This window comes from Methylobacterium sp. BTF04, assembly GCF_010692745.1.
Taxonomy (GTDB): Bacteria; Pseudomonadota; Alphaproteobacteria; order Rhizobiales; family Beijerinckiaceae; genus Methylobacterium.
Map to the genome: position 1 here is coordinate 20808 of NZ_JAAHTB010000039.1, position 20459 is coordinate 41266.

A 20459-nucleotide genomic window follows, 5' to 3' on the forward strand; every position below is an offset into this window, starting at 1 on the left:
GGCAACATCTTTCCGGATTACGGTTTGCCCTCGCCCCATCCACCTCCATCGGCCGGCGCCGGCTTGACCGTTCGCCACCCCGCCGTCACGATCATTTCGTGCGCGACGACGCGTCGAACGCGGTACGACCGCCTCAGGCGGGCGTGGATCGTCGGACCATCCATCAGGCTTTGCGCAGTCCGGTCGGACCGATGGGACGGAACCGTGAACGGTTCGATGGACGGCATGATGTTGGAACGGGCGTGGCGTTCCGGGGAGTTTTTGACGATGAGTCGGCTGGCGAGCATCCCGTTCTTCAAGGAGCCGGGAATTGAGCTGTCCGCCTACGAGACGCGCTGCCATTGGCGCCGTTTCGACGAGAACGAAGTTCTGGTCGATTACGATGACGTCTCGACGGACGTGTACTTCCTGGCTTCGGGCGAGGTGCGAATCCTCAACCGGTCGCAATCGGGCAAGGAGGTCATCCTCGGCGAGATGCGCGGCGGCGCCTTCTTCGGGGAGCTCGCGGCGTTGGACGGCATCGGCCGCTCGGCCAACGTCACTGCGCTGACCCGCGGCGAAGTCTGTGTGGTGCCGGCCCCGATCTTCCGTCAGATGGTGTTCGCGTCCGAACCGATCGCCGACCGGCTGTTCCGGCTGCTCGCCAAACGCGTGCGCGAGCTGAACACCCGCCTGATGGAGCACGCGCTCCTCGATCTGAGGCATCGGCTCTATGCCGAGTTGTTGCGCCTCTCGGTGCCCCGGGCCGGCGGCGACGGCGAGCGGGTGGTGACGCCGCCGCCCTACCACCACGTGCTCGCTGCACGCATCGGCTGCCGCCGCGAGCAGGTGACGCGCGAGTTCACCGTCATGGCCGCCGATGGCCTGATCGACCGCACCCGCGGCGCGCTGGTGATCCGGCGCCCGGACCTGCTCGAGGCCCGCGTCGCCGAAGCGTTGCGCGAGGACAACTGACCGCCCCGGCACCGCGCGCGATGTCCACCGCCCTGCTCAGCCTCGCCCATGTCACCAAGGCGTTCGGCGCGGACATGGCGTTGGACGACGTCTCCCTCGATCTGGCAGCGGGCGAGTTCTTCTGTCTGCTCGGCCCTTCGGGCTGCGGCAAGAGCACTTTGCTGCGCCTGATCGCCGGCTTCGAGGCGCCGACCTCCGGCACCCTCCATCTCGCCGGGGAGGACATGGCCGCACGGCCGCCGCATCGGCGCCCGGTCAACATGATGTTCCAGTCCTACGCCCTGTTTCCGCACATGGATGTGGCCGCCAATGTCGGCTACGGCCTGAAGGGCCTGGGGCGGGCCGGGATCGCCGCGCGGGTCGACGAGTTGCTGCGCCTCGTCCGGCTCGACGGCTTCGGCCGGCGCCGGCCCGATACCCTGTCCGGCGGTCAGCGCCAGCGCGTGGCGCTCGCCCGCGCGCTTGCCCGCGAGCCGAAGATCCTGCTCCTCGATGAGCCGCTCGGCGCCCTCGACCGGACGCTGCGCGACGAGACCCAAGGCGAGTTGCGCGCCCTGCAAAAGCGCCTCGGCACCACCTTCATCGTCGTCACCCACGACCCCGGCGAGGCGATGGCGCTGGCCGACCGGATCGGCGTGATGGATCGCGGTCGTCTCGTCCAGGTCGGCGACGCGGCGACCCTCTACGAGCGCCCCGCCACCCGCTTCGTCGCCGGGCTGCTCGGGGACGTGAACCTGATCGCCGGGCAGGTGGCGGACCGGACCGGGGACATTGCACGGGTCGAGACCGGGCTCGGATCGCTGCACGCGGGGGTCCAGCCCGATGCGCCGGGGGCGGGGGCCGCGGTGGTGGTGGCCCTGCGGCCCGAGCGGATCGTGCTCGGGCCAGCCGACACCGCGACGGACGCCGAGCCGAATGCGCTCGCCGGGCATGTGACCGAGATCACGTATCTCGGCGATCGCATCCGTCATCGCGTCCGGATGGCGGACGGCAGCGAGATTCGCGCGACCGTCGCAGCAGGGGGCCAAGCGCCGGCCTTCGCCCCAGGCGACGCGGTCGCCCTCGGTTTTCCCCCGGGCGCAGCGACGCTGCTCCCCGCATGAGGACGTCCGGGCGCCCCGCCGTCACGCGCCTCGTCCCCGTGCTGCCGTTCCTGTGGCTCGGCGCGTTCTTCCTGCTGCCGGTCCTGATCACGCTGAAGATCAGCCTGTCGGCGGCGGCCACCGCACAACCGCCCTACCTGCCGGTGCTCGATTGGAGCGCGGGCCCGGAGGGCTGGGGGACGTTTCTGGAAGAGCTCGATTTCGCGAATTTCGAGACCCTGGCCAACGATGCGCTCTACCGCGATGCCGCCCTGTCCTCCCTGAGCCTGGCGGCCATCGCCACCGCATTCCTGCTCGTGGTCGGCACGCCCATCGCCTACGCCATGGCCCGCGCCCCGGCGCGGGTTCAGCCGCTCCTCGTCGCCCTGGTGATCGTCCCGTTCTGGACGAGCTTCCTCATCCGGATCTACGCCTGGATCGCGATCCTGAAACCTGAGGGCCTGCTCAGCGCCGGACTGATGCGGCTCGGCCTGATCGACCGGCCGCTCGAACTCCTCAACACCCAAGCGGCGGTGCTGATCGGCCTGACCTACGCCTACCTGCCGTTCATGGTGCTGCCGCTCTACGCGGTCTTCGCCCGGCTCGATCCGCGCCTGCGGGACGCCGCGGCCGATCTCGGCGCCTCGCCGACGCGGGTGTTCTGGAGCGTGACCCTGCCGCTCGCCGGCCCCGGCCTGATGGCCGGCGCGCTGCTGTGCTTCGTGCCCATGGTGGGCGAATTCATCATCCCCGATCTGCTCGGCGGATCGGACACGCTGATGCTCGGGCGGGTGTTGTGGAGCGAGTTCTTCTCCAACCGCGACTGGCCGCTGGCCTCCGCGGTGGCGATCCTGCTCCTCATCCTCGTGGTCGGGCCGCTGGTGCTGTTCCGCGAGGCCGAAACGCGGCGCACGGAGGCGGCCCGGTGAGCGTCCTCAACCGCGTCGCCCTCGGCCTCGGCCTCACCTTCCTGTATGCGCCGATCCTGGTGCTGGCGGTCTATTCGTTCAACGCTTCGGCCCTCGTCACGGTCTGGGGCGGGTTCTCTACGCGCTGGTACGCGATCCTGTTCGCCGACCGGCCGCTCATCGATGCCGCCCTCGTCTCCCTGCGGGTGGCAGCGGCCTCGGCCCTCGTCGCCACGATCCTCGGCGGCCTCGCGGCGCTGGCCCTCGATCGCGCCGGCCGCTTTGCCGGACGGAGCCTCTTCACCGGACTGGTCTATGCGCCGATGGTGATGCCGGAGGTGATCACCGGTCTCTCGCTGCTGCTGCTCTTCGTCGGAATCGGGCTCGACCGGGGCATCGTCACCCTGGTCATCGCCCACGCCACCCTCGGGCTCGGCTTCGTCGCCGTCCTCGTCGGGGCGCGGCTGAAGGGGCTCGACCTCGCGCTGGAACTGGCCGCCGCCGATCTCGGGGCCGGGCCGCTGCGGGTCTACGCCACGATCACCCTGCCGCTCATCGCACCGGCGCTGGCAGCGGGCTTCCTCCTCGCCTTCACCCTGTCGCTCGACGACCTCGTGATCGCCAGCTTCGTCTCGGGTCCGGGGGCGACGACGCTGCCGATGCGGCTCTACAGTCAGGTTCGCCTCGGCGTGAACCCGGAGATCAACGCGGCCTCGACCCTGCTAGTGGCCGGTGTCACCGTGATCGTCCTCGGCGCCACCTGGCTGACGGGACGCAACGCCGCCAAGGCCGGACCGACTTACGGCGCGTAGGCGCGCACCGTCGCCGGGAGCCTGAGGGCATTGGGCGCGAACACCGCTTCGCCGCGGGAGGCGGCATCCGGATCATGCGACCGCGCCACGGCGCGGACGGCGTTCCACGGACCGGCGATCTCGAACAGGGTCGAGACGCGCGCGCCGCTCTCACCCGTCCCGGCACGCGGCACGAGTTCGGCCAGCGCGGACAGACGGCGCTCGGGCAGCGACACCGCGCCGGTGAGGGACGCGCTGAGCGCCGTCGCCTTGAGCACGCCATCGGCGATCTGACCGATTCCGTCGGTAAAGCGGACCGTGACGCCGGCCCGTTCGAAGGGCGTGCGGGCGTTGCGGCGCGCCAGGGCGCCGGAGGCGACGGCCCCGTTGCGGTGGACCACGTCCGTCAGGTCGACGCCCGCGATGGTCCCGCGATCGACCGACAGTGCCGCGTGCCCGTTGACGTGCCCCATGAGCGCGCCCGCCGTGGCGCCGGTGCCCTCGACGAACATCTGCCCCTGGGCGTCGCCCACCACCCATCGCTCTTGGCCGAGCGTGCCGAGAAACTCACCGAGGTCGAGGCGATCGAAGGACGCCTGCGCCTTCACCTCGGTCTGGTCCGGAGCGTCGGCATTCGCCGTCAGGGCGACCCGGCCCTTCAGGGTCGCGCCTTCGACGGTGGCCCGGTTCAGCGCAGCCTCGATGCTGCCGTCGCGCACCAGCAGGCTTGCGGCCAGATCCGTCAACATCAGGGGGCCGAGGCGGGCACCACCGGAGGAAATCCGCAGGTCGAGGTCGCCGCCGGTCAAGGGGCGCAGGGCGACGCTGTGCCCGCGCCAATCGTTCGCATCCGCATCGGGCTGGTCGAGGCCGAACACCCGCATCACGCCGGCGAGCAACGGAGCGAGGTTGAGGGTCTCGGCGGCCAAGGTCGCCTGTACCGTCGGGCGTCCATCGCCGAAGGCCACCGAGCCGGCACCTTCGAGGCGGTCGCTGCCGACGGAGACCCGGATCGTCGGCAGGGAGACGACCCAGCCATCGGTCTCGAAACTACCATCGAGGCCGAAACGCTCGATGAAGGGAGACAACGCGACATCGCCTCCGGCCCAGGCCAGCGTCTCGGGCAGGGAGCGGGTCTGCAGGGTGCCGCGGCCGGTGAGCTTCAGGCCATCGCCGATCTTGCCGGTGCCCTCGGCGGACAGGGTACCCGCAGGCCATTCGGCACTGGCCGCGAATGGGCTCGGTTCCCCCGCGAGCAGGTCGGTCAGTCGCACGCCCGTCAGCGTGAAGCGCGCCGGGACGGCGTTCCAGGTAAAGCCGCCGGCCAGATCGACGCGGTCGCTCCACAGGGGCCAGGACAGCGTGAGATCGACCGCACGGGCGGTCTGCGGACTGCCATCCCGCGGGTCGCGCCCGGTGACGGTCATCCGGGACAGACTGATCCGACGCGGATGAGAGCCGCCCTCCGCCGACACCTGCCGGGTGAGCTGGCGGATCGGACCGGCCCAGCGGGTATCGTCATCGGACTCGGGCAGATGCACCGCCGCCCCATCGAGGGACAGGGTGTTGATGTCGATCCGGCCGGCGAGGAGTGCGAGCAGGTTGACCTGGAGCGAGAGCGTGCCGCCCTCGGCGAGCACTGGTCCGCCCCGTGCGCCGGCATCGAGGCGCACACGGGAGAAGGCGATGCGGGGGAGGGGCAGGAGTGCCACCTCGGTGGGGCCCTCCACGCTCAACGCCACACCGTAGGAGTGCCTGAATTCGCGGGCGACGCGGTCGACCAGCCCCGGCATCGCCACGGACCAGGGCACGCAGGCGCAGGCGAAGCCGGCCACCAGCACGCCGGATGCGATGACGGGGAAGAGGCGGCGCGGCGACATTGCACTCCGTGCGGACGTGACCTGTGAGCGGTCGTCAGATCGGACCTGAACGCAGCCCCCCAACTGCGCATCAACCGACGATAAACCCGTGATAGCGGCTGGCGCGCGTTCTGTCTCCCTGCCGCCCAGTGACACTGCGGCTCCGTCCACCAGCGAACACCGATTCCCGGCTTGCCGGCACCGGGTCGGTTGGAGCACAGACGAACCGCGAGCACGGGCGCGCGCCGGCGGCCAGGTCGAGGTCGCGGGTCGAGCGCGGGCAACGGAAACGCCAAAGACTCGGCCTGTCGACGCTGCGAGGACTTGGCACGCCTGCGATTTGGCGTGACGGTTGCAGCACCGGCAAGGTTTCGAGCGAACTTTCGGGAAGGACGGCTTTGATGAAGAAGGTATATTCCGACGCGACGGCGGCGCTGGCCGGACTGCTCAAGGACGACATGGTGGTGATGGCCGGCGGCTTCGGCCTCTGCGGCATCCCGGACGAATTGATCGACGCGATCCGCGATTCCGGCGTGAAGGGTCTGACCGTGATCTCGAACAATGCCGGCATCGACAATGTCGGCCTCGGCAAGCTGCTCCAGACCCGGCAGGTCGCCAAGATGATCTCGTCCTATGTCGGCGAGAACAAGGAATTCGCCCGGCAATATCTCGGCGGCGAACTCGCCATCGAGTTCAACCCGCAGGGCACCCTCGCCGAGCGCATTCGCGCGGGCGGCGCCGGCATCCCGGCCTTCTACACCAAGACCGGCGTCGGCACCCTCATCGCCGAAGGTAAAGAGGTGAAGGAGTTCGACGGCGAAGAGTACGTGATGGAGCGTGGCCTGTTCGCCGATCTCGCCATCGTCCATGCCTGGAAGGGCGATACCGAGGGCAATCTCGTCTACCGGATGACGGCGCGCAATTTCAATCCGATGATGGCGACCGCCGCCACGATGACGGTGGCTCAGGTCGAACACCTGGTGCAACCGGGCGAACTCGACCCCGACGCGATCATCACGCCCGGCATCTTCGTCAAGCGCATCGTCCACGTTCCGACCCGCGAGAAGCGGATCGAGCAGCGCACCACCCGCAAGCGCGGCGAAGCCGCCACCGCCTGACCGGAACAGGGAGAGATAAGACCATGGCCTGGACCCGCGAACAGATGGCCGAGCGCGCCGCCAAGGAGCTGAAGGACGGCTTCTACGTCAACCTCGGCATCGGCATTCCGACGCTCGTCTCGAACTACATTCCCGACGGCATGTCGGTGCAGCTGCAATCCGAGAACGGCATGCTCGGCATGGGCCCGTTCCCGTATGACGGCGAGGAAGACCCCGACCTCATCAATGCCGGCAAGCAGACGATCACGGCATTGCCGACCACGAGCTACTTCTCGTCCTCGGATTCCTTCGGGATGGTGCGGGGCGGGCACATCAACCTGTCGATCCTCGGCGCGATGCAGGTGGCGCAGAACGGCGATCTCGCCAACTGGATGATCCCCGGGAAGATGGTGAAGGGCATGGGCGGCGCCATGGACCTCGTGGCCGGCGTCAAGAAGGTGGTGGTGGTGATGGAGCACACTGCCAAGGGCAAGGACGGCTCGGAATCCCCCAAGCTCCTGGCCGAATGCGATCTTCCGCTCACCGGCACCCACGTGGTCGACATGGTGATCACGGATCTGGGCGTCTTCACCATCGACAAGAAGGGTGATGGCGGCATGACCCTGATCGAACTCGCCGACGGCGTCACCGAGGACGAAGTCCGCGCCAAGACCACGGGCGCCTTCTCGGTCGCCCTCTGAGCCTTGCGGGGCGCCGCGTTTTCGCAGCGCCCCGTCTGCAATTCTGCGGGGGGAACTGCAGGGCCGGCCCCATCGTTCGCTTTGATGTCGATCGCCGCTCAGGAGAGCATGATGACGAGACCGATGATCAGCGTTTCCTTGGCGACGGCCGTGCTGGTCGGCCTGTCCGGCGCGGCCATGGCACGCGGCGGTGGCAGTAGTGGCGATGGGCTGTCGCCCTACGCCGCCCTCAGCGGCAACGACCGTTCGGCCGGTGTGAACAACGGCAATTATCGCGACCCGCGCTTGGATCCCTATCTGGGCGCCTATGAGGGCCGGGGCGACCGTCCGGTCAGGGCCCAGGTCCGCCCGGGCGGAAGCCGCTATTACGGCTATCCGTACTGATCGCGCCGTTCGATGTCGCCCCGCCGCCGAAATTTCGGGAGGTCGCGGCGGTCATCCTTGGAGGAAGACCGGGTCGACGATGCCACCGCGCGCCGGCTCCGGGAAGCGAGTTTGGGACATGGCAACGACTTAACGTTAGTCGGCCGTTAAGCGACATCGTCGAAGTCTCGCGAAAGGCCGGGGCGTAATCCCGGCCCGCACGGGGAATACGGCGTATGAGTAGCGTACCGGCGGCGATGGACAACGTGGTGCCCTTCCGGCGTGCGACCCGCCCGCCCTTCGAAGCGCGCCTGGCGCAGGCGCGTGCCACCAACGCGACGCGGCGCAGCGACCAGCGTGCCTTGATGGATGCGGTCTACGCCTCGGGCACGCTGCCGGTGGCGGCGGGCGACCGCGAAACGAAGCTGATCGCGGCCCGCCTCCAGGTCTACGGATTCCTCAGCATCGAAGAGATCGATTCCGATGGCGAGGCGCGCCGCCTGCGCCCCTCGGAAGCGATCCGTGCCCGCGCCGAGCGCCCCTGGCGCGTGTCGAAGGCGAGCTATGGCGGCAGCGCCAACCTCTCGGTCTCGATCCCGGCCATCGACGGCTTCCTGTTCGAGCCGACCGGCCTACCGGCCTGATACGCGTGGCCGAGTACGGCCGGTCCCGTCCGGGGCCGGTCGATCAGGCCTGCATCTTCAGGCGATAACTGTACATGTCGCCACGAAACAATCCTTCGACGTACTCGATCATGACCGCGTCCTGCGTAAAGCTGTGGCGCTTGATCAGGAGACACGGGAGCGGCTGGTCGAATCCGAAGATCCGGCATTCGGCGGTGGTCGGCATCGTGGCTTCGATGGTCTGGTCGCAGGTGACCAGACGCGCGCCGCAGGTCTCGGCGATGACGGCATAGACCGAGCCGGACAGATCGCCGTGTTCCAGCGCCGGCACCGCCTTGAGGTTGTACCAGGCCACCTCCCGCGACATCGGGACGTCGTCACCGTAGCGGACCCGGGTGAGCTTCAGGAGCGGCGCCGTGGAGGACATTCCGAAGATCGAGGAGATCGAGCGGTCCTGGACCACCTCGCGTTCGATGATTCGCGACGACGGGATCTTGCCGAGCTCCCGCATCTCTTCGGTGAAGCCCTTCAGCCGGTCCATGCCCGGGCGCACCGGATCGGGCCGCCGGCGCACCACGAAGCCCTTGCGCCCCTGAGAGGCGAGCAACTCGCGCTCCCGCATCGCCGCATAGGCGCGCTGGATGGTGACGCGGCTGACGCCGAGGTTCTCGGCCAGCTGGCGTTCGGCGGGAAGGACCACACCGGGCGGAAGTGACCCCGACGCGATAAGGGCGGAGAGCTGTTCTTCCAATTGCTGATAGAGTGGCATCGCGGTGTCGTTGCGCAGGCGCAAAAGCGACATCAACGATGGGCGATGGAGATGGGTGACCGACCCGGCCGGCGCATGATCGGCAGCGTCCGATGACAGAAGGCGCAGGTCGGGGCTCGCGGCGGCGCTTCTCTTCGGCACTCTCGATACCAGGGATTCCACGGATGCAGGTCTTCGTCGTCGGAAGCTTTGTCGTCGCCTGCTCGGTGCTTGTAGCACGCTTGCCGCGGGCCGGAGAGTCCCTCGATGCCGCGGATTTCGTCGTCGAGCCGGGGGGCAAGGGCTTCAATCTCGCCGTCGTCGCACATCGGCTCGGCGCGCATGTCGACGGTGCGTTCGCGATCGGCGACGACCCGTTCTCGGACATCGCCAGATCGGCATTCCAACGCGCCGGGCTGTCGGCGGACATGCTGGTCCACCGAACGGGGTCAACAGGCGCCGGGGTCGGCTTCGTCGATGGGGACGGCGAGAACTGCCTTGCGGTGAGCCTCGGGGCCAATCGCCTGCTCTGTGCCAAGGACATTGCGCGGGTCGCGCATGTGGTCGACGGCGCGGCGCTGGTGATGGCCACCTTCGAATCGCCGGACGCGCCGATCCTCGCCGCCTTCACCCGCGCCCGGGCACGCGGCGCGACGACCCTGCTCAATCCCTCTCCGAGCCGGCCGATCGATCCACGCATCCTGGCCGCGACCTCGATCCTCATCGTCAATCGCGTCGAAGGCTGCGATCTCGGACTCGACGAGGCGATCGCGTCGGGGGCGGGCGCCACCCCATCAATAGAGCGCCTGCTGGAAGCGGGGCCCGAACTCGTGGTCGTGACCCTCGGTGAGGCCGGCGCGCTCGCCTTCCGCGAGGGCGCGCCGCCGATCCACCAGAAGGCCGCCAAGGTGACGGTGATCGACACGATCGGCGCAGGCGACGGGTTTGCGGGCAGTCTCGGTGTGGGCCTTCTCCAGGGGCTGACACTCGAAGAGGCCCTGCGGCGGGCTGCCGCTTGCGGGGCGCTCACAACCACCCGGTTCGGGGCCTTCGACGCCTTCCCGACGGCCGCCGAACTCGATGCCTTCCTGGCGACCGGTCACCGCGCCTGATCCCGAATCCGGATGATCGGCCGGCCCGGTTTCGACCCGCGTAAAGGGTTCGCTTCGGGTGGGGCGGGGCAGGGCGGGACAGACAGCCCCGCCCTGCGATTCGACGCTTAGCGCTTCAGCCGCTCGGCAGCCCAGGCGATGTGATCGTCCATGAAGCTCGAGATGAAGAAGTAGGAGTGATCGTAGCCCTCGCGCATGTTCAGCGTCAGGGCGATGCCGGCCTTGGTGCAGGCTTCCTGAAGGAGCCAGGGCCGCAGGCCGTCCTTCAGGAAGCTGTCGGCGCTGCCCTGATCCACCAGGAACTCGGGGAAGCGCTTGCCGTCCTCGATCAGCGCCGTGGCGTCGTGGGCGCGCCACGCGGCCACGTCCGTGCCGAGATACTTCTCGAAGGCGGGCTTCGACCATCCGGCGGTGGAGGGCTGGGCGATCGGCGCGAAGGCCGAGCACGACTTGAAGCGGTCGGGATAGGTCAGTGCGATGGTCAACGCGCCGTGGCCGCCCATGGAATGGCCGAAGATGCCCTGGCGGGTCATGTCGGCGGGGAATTCCTTGGCGATGAGGGCGGGCAGCTCTTCGGTGACGTAGCTCCACATCCGGTAGTTCTTGTCGTAGGGCGCCTGGGTGGCGTCGAGATAGAAGCCGGCACCGGAGCCGAACTGCCAATTGCCGTCCTCGTCCGGGATGCCGGGGCCGCGCGGGCTGGTGTCGGGCGCCACGATGATCACGCCGTGCTCGGCCGCCGCCTTGCGGTACTCGCCCTTGTCCATGACGTTGGCGTGGGTGCAGGTGAGGCCGGACAGGTACCACAGTACCGGAACCGGGCCGTTTTCGGCCTGCGGCGGCACGAACACCGCGAAGGTCATCGGGCAGCCCGTGGTCTGCGCGTCGTGCTTGTAGACGCCCTGCGTGCCGCCATGGGCGCGGGCTTTCGAAAGGGTTTCCATCGGCTGTGATCTCCTGCGTTACGCGTGCCTGAGGCTGCAATCAGGTCGGATCGAAGCGACGCGACAGGTCCCCTCTCCCTGATGGGAAAGGGGACACGCGTGTCTTCGTGGATTCGTCGCGGCCCGACCTAGTAGACGACGACGGACCGGATCGACTTGCCCTCGTGCATGAGGTCGAAGCCGTGGTTGATGTCTTCCAGCGGCATGGTGTGGGTGATCAGATCGTCGATGTTGATCTTGCCCTCCATGTACCAGTCCACGATCTTCGGCACATCGGTGCGGCCGCGCGCGCCGCCGAAGGCCGAGCCCTTCCAGACGCGGCCGGTGACGAGCTGGAACGGACGGGTCGAGATCTCGCGGCCGGCCTCCGCCACGCCGATGACGATCGATTCGCCCCAGCCGCGGTGGCAGCATTCCAGCGCCTGGCGCATCACGTTGACGTTGCCGGTGCAGTCGAACGAGAAGTCCGCGCCGCCGCCGGTCACGTCGAGGATCGCCTGGACCACGTGTTCGTTGCCGACCTCCTTCGGGTTGATGAAGTGGGTCATGCCGAACTTGCGGGCCATGTCCTGCTTGTCGGGGTTGATGTCGACGCCGATGATCTTGTCGGCCCCCACCATGCGGGCGGCCTGGAGCACGTTGAGGCCGATGCCGCCGAGACCGAACACCACGACATTGGCGCCGGGCCAGACCTTGGCGGTGTAGATCACCGCGCCGATGCCGGTGGTGACGCCGCAGCCGATGTAGCAGATCTTGTCGAAGGGGGCGTCTTCGCGGATCTTGGCGAGCGCGATGGCCGGCAGGACCGTGAAGTTCGAGAAGGTCGAGCAGCCCATGTAGTGGAACAGGGTGTTGGTGCCGCCCGGGCTGCCGCCGGTGGAGACGCAGGAGAAGCGGCTGGTGCCGTCCGGCATCACGCCCTGGCCCTGCGTCGCACGGATCGCGGTACACAGGTTGGTCCGCTGCGACAGGCAGGACTTACAGTTGCGGCATTCCGGCGTGTAGAGCGGGATGACGTGGTCGCCGGGCTTCAGCGTGGTCACGCCGGCGCCGACCTCGCGCACGATGCCCGCACCCTCGTGGCCGAGGATCGCCGGGAACTTGCCCTCGGAATCGAGGCCCGAGAGGGTGTAGGCGTCGGTGTGGCAGATGCCGGTGGCCATCAGTTCGATGAGAACCTCGCCGGCCTTCGGCCCCTCGATGTCGATGGTCTCGATGGTGAGCGGCTTCTTGGCCTCCCACGCGACTGCTGCACGCGTCTTCATGTCGGCTTCCTTCTCGTCCTGGATCGACTCGGGCGGCGTTGGCCAGGATGCCGACTCTTCGCATCGCCCACCGGTGGCGTGGCACTGCGAACGGCCCGAAAATCTGGACGGTGTGATGATGCTTCTGGGCCGCCGATGCAACGGCTTAAGCGCTGCGCATTTGCGGGAGGTGCCCTGCGCGGCGGCGGAACTGGCGTCTCGACCGGGCCAGGCCGGCGATCATTTGGCCGTCGCCTGCCGTTCGGCCTCGAGGGCGGCGGCCTTGCCCGCGGCCGCGTAGAGGTCGAGGCGGGAATAGATCCCGAAGGCGGAGCCGTCGTTCAGGAAGCCGCCGCCCGGCCCCAGCGTCGAGGTCAGGATGGCGTTGGCCTCGGCCAGGGTCACCGACGGGAAAGCCGCCGTCAGCAGGTGGCCGGCCTCCGGGGCGATCGTGCCGACATCCTCCCCTGCGCCGGCGGTCTTCGGGTGCACCACCGGGAGCGCGTAGGTCTGGGTGACCGCGTAGAAGGCCGCGTTGGCGGCCGAATCCCTGAACCGGCCGCGGTCGGCCGCCGCACAGGCCTTGATGGTGTCGCCGCACTGCGCCTTCAGGACGGCCTGCAGTTCCATCCGGGCGACCCGCAGCGCCGCCGGATAATCGGTGAGGGTGACGGCCCCATCGGTGTCGCGGCTCATCTCGTTGGCGATGGCCGGGTTCTTACGGGACTGCCCGACATAGGCCGGATCGTTGGCGAGCAGGTGCGCGACGGCGTGCAGCGCCACCGCCCGGCCGCCGATCACGTCCATGGCGTAGTGCGCCCCGACCACGATCCGGTTGTTGCCGTACTCGGCGGCGCGGGCGATCATCTGCTGGTAGCGCTCCGGAACCAACAGGGCGAGAAGCAGCGACTCGGTGTAGCCGTAGGTGGTGTGGCCGCTCGGGTAGGACGGGCTGTCCATCAGGTTCTGGCCCGGTCCGCGGAGCCAATCCAGGCTGTGGGACGGCTTGCCGAAATAGTCGTCACCGCGATAGGCGATCAGGCGTGGCTCCGTCTGGAACGGCCGGGAATTGCCGTAGAGATCGGCGCCGGCACTGCCCGCGCGGCGCTCATAGGCCTTGCCGAACACGTCCGTCGTACCGCCGCCGGCGGACAGGATCGCGGCGGCCTCCTCGGAGACCGGCGTTTTGCCGTTCGCGGTGGCATTGGCGAAGAAGTACTTGCCCGCGTTCGAATCGGACTTGGCGATGTTGTTGGTATAGCCGATCAGGTCGGCCACCGCCGGTGAGACGTTGGTGAAGGTCTTGAAATCGGCGTAGCGCGCCTTGGCCTGATAGGCGTCGCCGAGCGTCGTCCCGAGACCGTCGGCGAGTTCGGCGGCATTGCCGTCGGTGATGAAGCAGTCGCGCAGTGCGAGGCGCTGCTGCTCGGCAAACGGCAGCAGGATCGGCTGGACGAGGGCTCCGGTCTGGATGTCGCCGGTGACCTTCAGGTTCGCCGCCAGGGCGGCCTGACCCTCCGGCGTCCCGGGCAGCGCACTCACCGGCGCCAGACCGCGCAAGGCGGCAAGATTGGGCGCCGATTGCGCACGCGCCGGCAGGGGCGCCAAGGCGATCAGCACGCCGAGCGCGACGCGCGATGGATGGATCATGACACCGATTCCCGAGTCGTTCCCGTTGCGTCGCTCACTAGCAGATCGCGGCCCTCGTCACATCCCGCCAGTCCAAGATCTCCCGCCAATCCAAGATCCGTTGCCGGCTTTAATCCGCGGTGGCGCGTGCGAGGCGACACGTCATGGAAGAGATCGACACCCTATCTTGTAATCAGTCAGGAAGAAACGAGCCGGAAAGTCGGTTCGTACTGAAGAAAGAGTTTTAAATCGCCATGAAGACCCGTATCGCCGCCATCGCCGCCGCTCTTATCCTTGGCGTTGCTCCGATCTCGTCCGCGATGGCCTTCGACATCGCGCCCCGCCATGCCCCCGAGTATCACTACGACGTCGAGACCACGGGTTCGGTCGACCGCAGAGCCACCCCGGCCTATGGCGGCTGTCCGATGAGCTCCGCCGCCGAGGGCAATGCCAACCAGCAGACCCGTCCGGTCATGCAGTATGGCCAGACCTCGGGTGGCAACCGCTGCTGATCGGGAGGCACACACGATGGTTCTGAAGACATTCTCCTACGCGATGATCGGGACGTTCATCGGCGGTCTGGCCGCCACGATCGTCGGATCGGCCGCTGTGATCCTGAATCTGTACTCCTAGGTTGGTGATGTCGGCAGTCTGATCGATGAGCGGCGAGGCGATGAGCCTCGCCGTTTTCGGTTTGCGCCTGTGGGTCGATCGCACGAAACGCTGCCCTGCACGGGCCGCGCCCTCTATCCTCTTGGAAACGTCCGAGGGAGGCCCCCTGTCGTGTCACGCTCCGCCGAGAAACCCGAACCGCGCGGAGAAACTTCCGGAGTCGAGCAGAGGCGGGCCACTCAGGCCTTCCGCGTCGCCAATCACAACACGTTCACGCGGCGCCCGATGGTGCGGATGGGTCGCCTCGACCAGATCGATACTCTGTTCACCGATCGGCCAGGGGAGGTTCGGCTTGGACAGCGTTTATGATCTGCTCGTCATCGGCGGCGGCATCAATGGGACCGGCATCGCCCGCGACGCGGCGGGTCGGGGCCTCAAGGTGCTTTTGTGCGAACGCGGCGATCTGGCCGAGTTCACCTCGTCGTCGAGCACCAAGCTGATCCACGGTGGCCTGCGCTACCTCGAATATTACGAGTTCCGGCTGGTGCGGGAGGCCTTGGCCGAGCGTGAGCGTCTGCTCCGGCTGGCACCCCACATCATCTGGCCGTTGCGGTTCGTGCTGCCGTACGATGCGGGGCTGCGTCCGGCCTGGATGCTGCGCGCCGGCCTGTTCCTCTACGATCATCTCGCGCGGATGCGGACCCTGCCGGGCTCGACCTCTGTTCGGTTACGAACCTCCGCCATGGGCGCGCCGCTCCAGGACCGCCTCACCCAGGGCTTCGTCTATTCCGACTGCTGGGTCGAGGACAGCCGCCTCGTGGTGCTCAACGCCATGGACGCCCGAGCGCTCGGTGCGGACATCCGCACCCGCACGGGCGTCGTCTCGGCCCGGCGCGACGAGGCGGCCTGGGTCGCGACTTTGCGTGACGAGACCACCGGCACCGAGGCGACCATCCGGGCGCGGGCGGTGGTCAACGCCGCAGGCCCCTGGGTGAGCGAGACGCTGGGCGAGACCCTCGGCATCGACAGCCGCGCGGCGGTGCGCCTGATCAAGGGCAGCCACATCGTCGTGCGCAAGCTCTACGAGGGCGACCAGGCCTACATCCTGCAGCAGCCCGACACGCGCATCGTGTTCGCGATTCCCTATGAGCGCGACTTTACGCTGATCGGCACCACCGACGTGCCCTACGCAGCCGAGCCCGGCCCGGTGACGATCTCGCCGGAGGAAACGCGCTACCTCTGCGACTGCATCAACCGGTCCTTCGCCGAGCGCATCGGGCCGGACGACGTGGTGTGGAGCTATTCGGGCGTGCGGCCCCTCTACGACGACGCGGCCCAGAACGCCTCGGCGGTGACCCGCGACTACGTGCTCGACGTCTCCGACAGCGCCGGCAAGCTCCCGGTTTTGTCGGTGTTCGGCGGCAAGATCACGACCTATCGCCGGCTCGCCGAACACGCCATCGAGAAGCTCGAACCCTATTTTTCCGATCTCGGGCCGGCCTGGACCGGCGAAGCGGTGCTGCCCGGCGGCGATCTGCCGGATTCCGATTTCGACAAATTTCTTGCGGCACTCCAGAGCGAAAAGCCGTTCCTGCCGCCGGAGATCGCGCGCCGGCTCGCCCGCGCCTACGGCACCAGGGTGCGCGACCTGCTCGGAACAGCCCGTTCGCTCGCCGAACTCGGCGCGAGCTTCGACGGCGGCCTGACCGGGGCGGAGGTCGACTATCTGCGCGGCCAGGAATGGGCGGTGACGGCGGAGGATATCCTGTGGCGCCGCTCGAAGCTCGGGCTGCGCACGTCTCCGGACAGTGCCGTGCGGTTGCGGGCCTATCTCGGACGCGAAGCGGCGGTGGCCTGACACGAGTGCGAACGACCGAGCCGGCACCCAAGCCCGGCCGAAGGAAACGCGACGCCACGCCGGACGACCGGCACAAGGACAGGGAGGGACGCATGAGCCGTTATGTCGGTGCCATCGACCAGGGCACCACCAGCAGCCGCTTCATGGTGTTCGACCGCGACAGTACGATCATCGCCAGCGCCCAGGCCGAGCACCGGCAGATCTACCCGCGTCCGGGCCAGGTCGAGCACGATCCGGCGGAGATCTGGCGCAAGACCCAAGCGGTGATGCGCGAGGCCCTCGACACCGCCGGGCTTCGGCCGAGCGACCTCGCCGCGATCGGCATCACCAATCAGCGCGAGACCACGCTGATCTGGGACCGGCGCACGGGCGAGGCCCTGCACAACGCCCTGGTCTGGCAGGACACCCGAAACGACCGTCTGGTCGCCGAGTTCGCCCGCGACGGCGGCCGCGACCGTTTTCGCGCGATCACCGGCCTGCCTTTGGCGAGCTACTTCTCCGGACTGAAGCTGCGCTGGCTGCTCGACCACGTTCCGGGTGCCCGTGAGAAAGCCGAGGCCGGCGACGTCCTGTTCGGCAACATCGACACCTGGCTGGTCTGGAACCTCACCGGCGGCGTCGATGGCGGTCTGCACATCACCGACGTCACCAATGCCAGCCGGACCCAGCTCATGGCGTTGAAGACCCTGGACTGGGACGCGGGTATGCTCTCGGCCTTCGGCATTCCGCGCACGATGCTGCCGAGGATCGTCTCGTCGAGCGAGGTCTACGGGGAGACGAAGGCGCCGTTCGCCGGGGTGCCGATCGCCGGTATCCTGGGCGACCAGCAGGCGGCCCTGTTCGGACAGACCTGCTTCAAGCCGGGCGAGGCCAAGAACACCTACGGCACCGGCTGCTTCGCGCTGATGAACACCGGCGAGACACCGGTTCCCTCCAGCGCAGGCCTGATCACGACGCTCGGGTACAGGCTCGCCGGGCAGCCCCCGGTCTACGCCCTGGAGGGCTCGATCGCCATCACCGGCGCCCTGGTGCAATGGCTGCGCGACAACCTCGGGATGATCAAGGACAGTGCCGAGGTCGAGACGCTGGCCGCCACCGTCGCGGATAACGGCGACGTCTACTTCGTCCCCGCCTTTTCCGGCCTCTACGCCCCGCATTGGAACGAGGGCGCCCGCGGCCTGATCATCGGCCTGACCCGCTACGCCAACAAGGGCCACATCGCCCGCGCCGTGCTGGAGGCCACTGCCTTCCAGACCCGCGAGGTCCTGGAGGCGATGGAGAGCGATTCCGGCATTCCGGTGAAGGAGTTGCGCACCGATGGCGGGATGACCGCGAACGCCACGCTGATGCAGTTCCAGGCCGACATCCTCGACGTACCGGTGGTCCGCCCGCGCGTGACCGAGACCACCGCCCTCGGGGCGGCCTACGCCGCAGGGCTCGCCACCGGATACTGGAACGGGCTCGACGCGCTCTCCCGCAACTGGGGTGTCGACCGGCGCTGGACCCCGGCGATGGAGGCCACACAGCGCACCAAGATCGTCACCGCCTGGGGCAGGGCGATTCGGCGCGCGTTCGACTGGAAGATCGACGAGGACTGATTCGAGCGCGACGATCGGTTTTTCCCACTGCGACACGCGGGATTCGGCGCGGCATTCCGGGACGCGGGCGCGGCTCTCGACACGACGCGCATGCAACAATTGCTGCACTGCAACGTTTCCCGTCGGCCGACCATAGAGTGCCCGACCTGCCGTCCCCCCACGCGCATCGGGAGCGAGCGAGGATGCTCACGCGCGTGAATGCGACTCGTTGGCCGGGCCCGGCGATCGGCCGCGGGCGCCGAACCTGAAAACTCTTCTGGAATCCCCGTGAACCACGTCTCATCCGACCTCTCCGCCGACGATCTGACCATCGGCGCCCCGGCGCGCGTCCATCATCCGGCTTTGGTCCTGTTCGCCCTGGCGGTGGGCGGCTTTGCCATCGGCACCACCGAATTCGCCGCGATGAGCCTGCTGCCCAACTTCTCGGCGGATCTCGGCATCGACGCGCCCACGGGGGGACACGTCATCAGCGCCTATGCGCTCGGCGTCGTCGTCGGTGCGCCGATCCTCGCGGTCCTAGCCGCGCGCATTCCGCGCCGCACGCTGCTGATGGGTCTGATGGGCCTGTTCGCGCTGGGCAACGCCCTGTCCGCCCTGGCGCCATCCTATGGCTGGATGCTGGCCTTCCGCTTCTTGGCCGGCTTGCCGCACGGGGCCTATTTCGGGGTCGCGGCCCTGATGGCGGCCTCGCTGGTGCCGCGGGAGCGCCGGACGCAAGCGATCTCCCGCGTCATCGCCGGATTGACGATCGCGACGGTGGTCGGCGTGCCGCTCGCCAATGCGGTGGGGCAGCTCCTAGGTTGGCGCTGGAGCTTCGTCCTGGTCGCGGTTCTGGCGCTGCTGACAGCGATCCTGGTGCGCCTGTTCGCGCCGTTGGGGCGCCCGGTGGCGGGGGCCAGCGCCTTGCGGGAACTCGGCGCGCTCCGGCGCGGACAGGTGTGGATGACCCTCGCCATCGGGGCGATCGGCTTCGGCGGCCTGTTTTCGGTCTACGCCTACCTCGCCTCGACCATGCTGGCCGTGACGCACACCGCGCCGGCGCTGATCCCGCTGGCGCTCGCGGCCTTCGGCCTCGGGCTCACCGTCGGCAATCTCGTCTGCGCCTGGGCCGCCGACCGCGCCCAGATGCCGGCGGCCGGGGCGACCCTGGTCTGGAGCGCGGTCGCGCTGGCGCTCTATCCGGCGGCCACCGCGAGCCTGTGGACCCTCCTGCCCGTCGTGTTTCTGATCGGGTGCGGCGGCGGTCTCGCCACGATCCTGCAGACCCGCCTGATGGATGTGGCGGAGGATGCGCAGACCCTCGCCGCGGCGCTCAACCACTCGGCCTTCAATTTCGCCAACGCCCTCGGCCCCTGGCTCGCCGGCCTCGCCATCGCGGCGGGGTTCGGCCTGCCATCCACCGGCTGGGTCGGCGTGATCCTGGCGCTCGGGGGCTTGGGACTCTGGGGGGTCTCCGTCCTGTCCGATCGCGGACGGCGGCTTCCCAATCGATGAATACGCGCTGGAGGACATCGGTCCGGGATCGTAGCGCAGACCCACCATCGCATCGGTGATCGATAGCGGCTTATCTCGAGCCTCCGCAGCCAGGTCTCTTCGTTTGGCGATTATATACCTCCCGCACCACGTCCAACCTGTGGTAGGTTGATTCGAGGATCAACATGAAGGCTGGTAGATGCCAAAGCTGGTTATCTGGGGGATCGCAGCAGCCCTTGGCTTATGGCTCGCTTGGGTCTTCCAAGGCATAATACTAAATGCAGCAGGGGTTGGTTGGGACTCGACAAAGCTTGGGCAATGGGGCGATAGTTTCGGAGTATTAAACGCGTTATTCGCAACTCTAGGCTTCGGAGCCGCACTCTACACATTGCGTATTCAGCAACAGCAAATATCCAGAGATCGATTTGACACCTATTTCTTTGAGTTACTAAAATTATTTATTGATTCACGTGAAAAAGTCACATTCAGATATTCTCCATCCTATATTAAAACAAAGAAATTCACGACAAATAGCTTGAGTTTTACAAGAAATGTTAAATATAATCTATCGTATTCCGGTTTGGACGCCTTCCATCATGCTTGGATGGAGGTGAGGTATTGGAATCCAGACATTGCCGCACCAGCTGATGATCTTATCAAGACTTACGATACCAAGATCCACTCCAGATCAGAGGTAACTCTAGGGCCTTATTTTAGGCTACTATATACGATCCTGAAAAGGATCAGAACAGATAGATATTTATCTGGAGCAGACAAGGTTTTATATGGCAATCTTATACGAAGTCAGCCTGACCATCTATCAGTTTCTATGTTTTCCAGAGCGGGGGCAGCGGGAGGAGACC

Annotated in this window: 19 protein-coding genes; 14 read left to right on the top strand and 5 right to left on the bottom strand. The window is 67.6% G+C overall.

Annotated elements, in window-relative coordinates; translation table 11 throughout:
- Positions 1 to 267: 267 nt before the first annotated feature.
- Genes G3T14_RS18840 through G3T14_RS18855 form a run of 4 tightly spaced genes read left to right on the top strand, consistent with a single transcriptional unit; the run spans position 268 to position 3756 of the window.
- Positions 268 to 954: a Crp/Fnr family transcriptional regulator gene (locus tag G3T14_RS18840; protein ID WP_163644080.1), complete on the top strand. Its 687-nt coding sequence runs from the start codon at positions 268 to 270 to the stop codon at positions 952 to 954.
- A 20-nt stretch (positions 955 to 974) separates the two neighbouring features.
- Positions 975 to 2057 (top strand): ABC transporter ATP-binding protein, encoded by a 1083-nt coding sequence (locus G3T14_RS18845; RefSeq protein ID WP_246733421.1) that lies wholly within the window; start codon positions 975 to 977, stop codon positions 2055 to 2057.
- The gene (locus tag G3T14_RS18850) at positions 2054 to 2965 is read left to right on the top strand and encodes an ABC transporter permease subunit (RefSeq protein ID WP_163644081.1); all 912 of its coding nucleotides are present in this window, start codon (positions 2054 to 2056) and stop codon (positions 2963 to 2965) included. Before G3T14_RS18845 ends, G3T14_RS18850 begins: the two co-directional genes overlap by 4 nt.
- Positions 2962 to 3756, top strand: a complete 795-nt coding sequence (locus G3T14_RS18855) for an ABC transporter permease subunit (protein WP_163644082.1) — start codon at positions 2962 to 2964, stop codon at positions 3754 to 3756. The genes G3T14_RS18850 and G3T14_RS18855 overlap by 4 nt, the downstream gene beginning before the upstream one ends.
- Here the strand turns inward: G3T14_RS18855 and G3T14_RS18860 are convergent.
- Positions 3744 to 5615 (bottom strand): AsmA-like C-terminal region-containing protein, encoded by a 1872-nt coding sequence (locus G3T14_RS18860; protein ID WP_163644083.1) that lies wholly within the window; start codon positions 5613 to 5615, stop codon positions 3744 to 3746. The two genes, G3T14_RS18855 and G3T14_RS18860, sit on opposite strands and share 13 nt — an antisense overlap.
- Before the next feature lie 380 nt (positions 5616 to 5995).
- Here G3T14_RS18860 and G3T14_RS18865 point away from each other — a divergent pair, with 380 nt between their 5' ends.
- The 4 genes from G3T14_RS18865 (at position 5996) to G3T14_RS18880 (ending at position 8399) form a co-directional block, all read left to right on the top strand.
- Positions 5996 to 6712 carry a CoA transferase subunit A gene (locus tag G3T14_RS18865; protein ID WP_163644084.1) on the top strand — a complete coding sequence of 239 codons (717 nt, stop codon included), beginning with the start codon at positions 5996 to 5998 and terminating at the stop codon, positions 6710 to 6712.
- Between the two features lie 23 nt (positions 6713 to 6735).
- The gene (locus tag G3T14_RS18870; RefSeq protein WP_163644085.1) at positions 6736 to 7392 is read left to right on the top strand and encodes a 3-oxoacid CoA-transferase subunit B; all 657 of its coding nucleotides are present in this window, start codon (positions 6736 to 6738) and stop codon (positions 7390 to 7392) included.
- A gap of 111 nt (positions 7393 to 7503) precedes the next feature.
- Positions 7504 to 7776, top strand: a complete 273-nt coding sequence (locus tag G3T14_RS18875; protein ID WP_163644097.1) for a hypothetical protein — start codon at positions 7504 to 7506, stop codon at positions 7774 to 7776.
- A 215-nt stretch (positions 7777 to 7991) separates the two neighbouring features.
- On the top strand, positions 7992 to 8399 hold the full coding sequence (locus G3T14_RS18880) for a hypothetical protein (protein ID WP_163644086.1): 408 nt from the start codon (positions 7992 to 7994) through the stop codon (positions 8397 to 8399).
- Between the two features lie 43 nt (positions 8400 to 8442).
- On the opposite strand, the gene G3T14_RS18885 is transcribed toward G3T14_RS18880, so the two are convergent.
- A complete protein-coding gene (locus G3T14_RS18885) occupies positions 8443 to 9147 on the bottom strand; it encodes a GntR family transcriptional regulator (RefSeq protein WP_163644098.1) in 705 nt (234 codons plus the stop codon).
- A gap of 164 nt (positions 9148 to 9311) precedes the next feature.
- Between G3T14_RS18885 and G3T14_RS18890 the strand changes: the two genes are divergently transcribed.
- Positions 9312 to 10238: a ribokinase gene (locus G3T14_RS18890; RefSeq protein WP_163644087.1), complete on the top strand. Its 927-nt coding sequence runs from the start codon at positions 9312 to 9314 to the stop codon at positions 10236 to 10238.
- Positions 10239 to 10345: 107 nt separating this feature from the next.
- Here the strand turns inward: G3T14_RS18890 and fghA are convergent, their stop codons facing one another.
- The 3 genes from fghA to G3T14_RS18905 form a co-directional block, all read right to left on the bottom strand.
- Positions 10346 to 11182, bottom strand: coding sequence for an S-formylglutathione hydrolase (fghA, locus tag G3T14_RS18895; RefSeq protein WP_163644088.1), 837 nt, complete (start codon positions 11180 to 11182; stop codon positions 10346 to 10348).
- 128 nt (positions 11183 to 11310) lie between these two features.
- On the bottom strand, positions 11311 to 12447 hold the full coding sequence (locus G3T14_RS18900) for an S-(hydroxymethyl)glutathione dehydrogenase/class III alcohol dehydrogenase (RefSeq protein WP_163644089.1): 1137 nt from the start codon (positions 12445 to 12447) through the stop codon (positions 11311 to 11313).
- A gap of 219 nt (positions 12448 to 12666) precedes the next feature.
- A complete protein-coding gene (locus tag G3T14_RS18905; protein ID WP_163644090.1) occupies positions 12667 to 14076 on the bottom strand; it encodes a phosphatase PAP2 family protein in 1410 nt (469 codons plus the stop codon).
- Positions 14077 to 14309: 233 nt separating this feature from the next.
- Between G3T14_RS18905 and G3T14_RS18910 the strand changes: the two genes are divergently transcribed.
- The 5 genes from G3T14_RS18910 to G3T14_RS18930 form a co-directional block, all read left to right on the top strand.
- Complete coding sequence (locus G3T14_RS18910) at positions 14310 to 14567, top strand: hypothetical protein (RefSeq protein WP_163644091.1); 258 nt, start codon at positions 14310 to 14312, stop codon at positions 14565 to 14567.
- Positions 14568 to 15019: 452 nt separating this feature from the next.
- Entirely contained in the window at positions 15020 to 16525 is a 1506-nt protein-coding gene (glpD, locus tag G3T14_RS18915; RefSeq protein WP_163644092.1) for a glycerol-3-phosphate dehydrogenase, read from the top strand.
- Between the two features lie 92 nt (positions 16526 to 16617).
- A complete protein-coding gene (gene glpK / locus G3T14_RS18920) occupies positions 16618 to 18123 on the top strand; it encodes a glycerol kinase GlpK (protein WP_163644093.1) in 1506 nt (501 codons plus the stop codon).
- A 303-nt stretch (positions 18124 to 18426) separates the two neighbouring features.
- A complete protein-coding gene (locus G3T14_RS18925; RefSeq protein ID WP_246733425.1) occupies positions 18427 to 19617 on the top strand; it encodes an MFS transporter in 1191 nt (396 codons plus the stop codon).
- A 178-nt stretch (positions 19618 to 19795) separates the two neighbouring features.
- On the top strand, positions 19796 to 20459 hold a 664-nt coding region (locus tag G3T14_RS18930), incomplete at its 3' end, for a putative phage abortive infection protein (protein ID WP_246733422.1).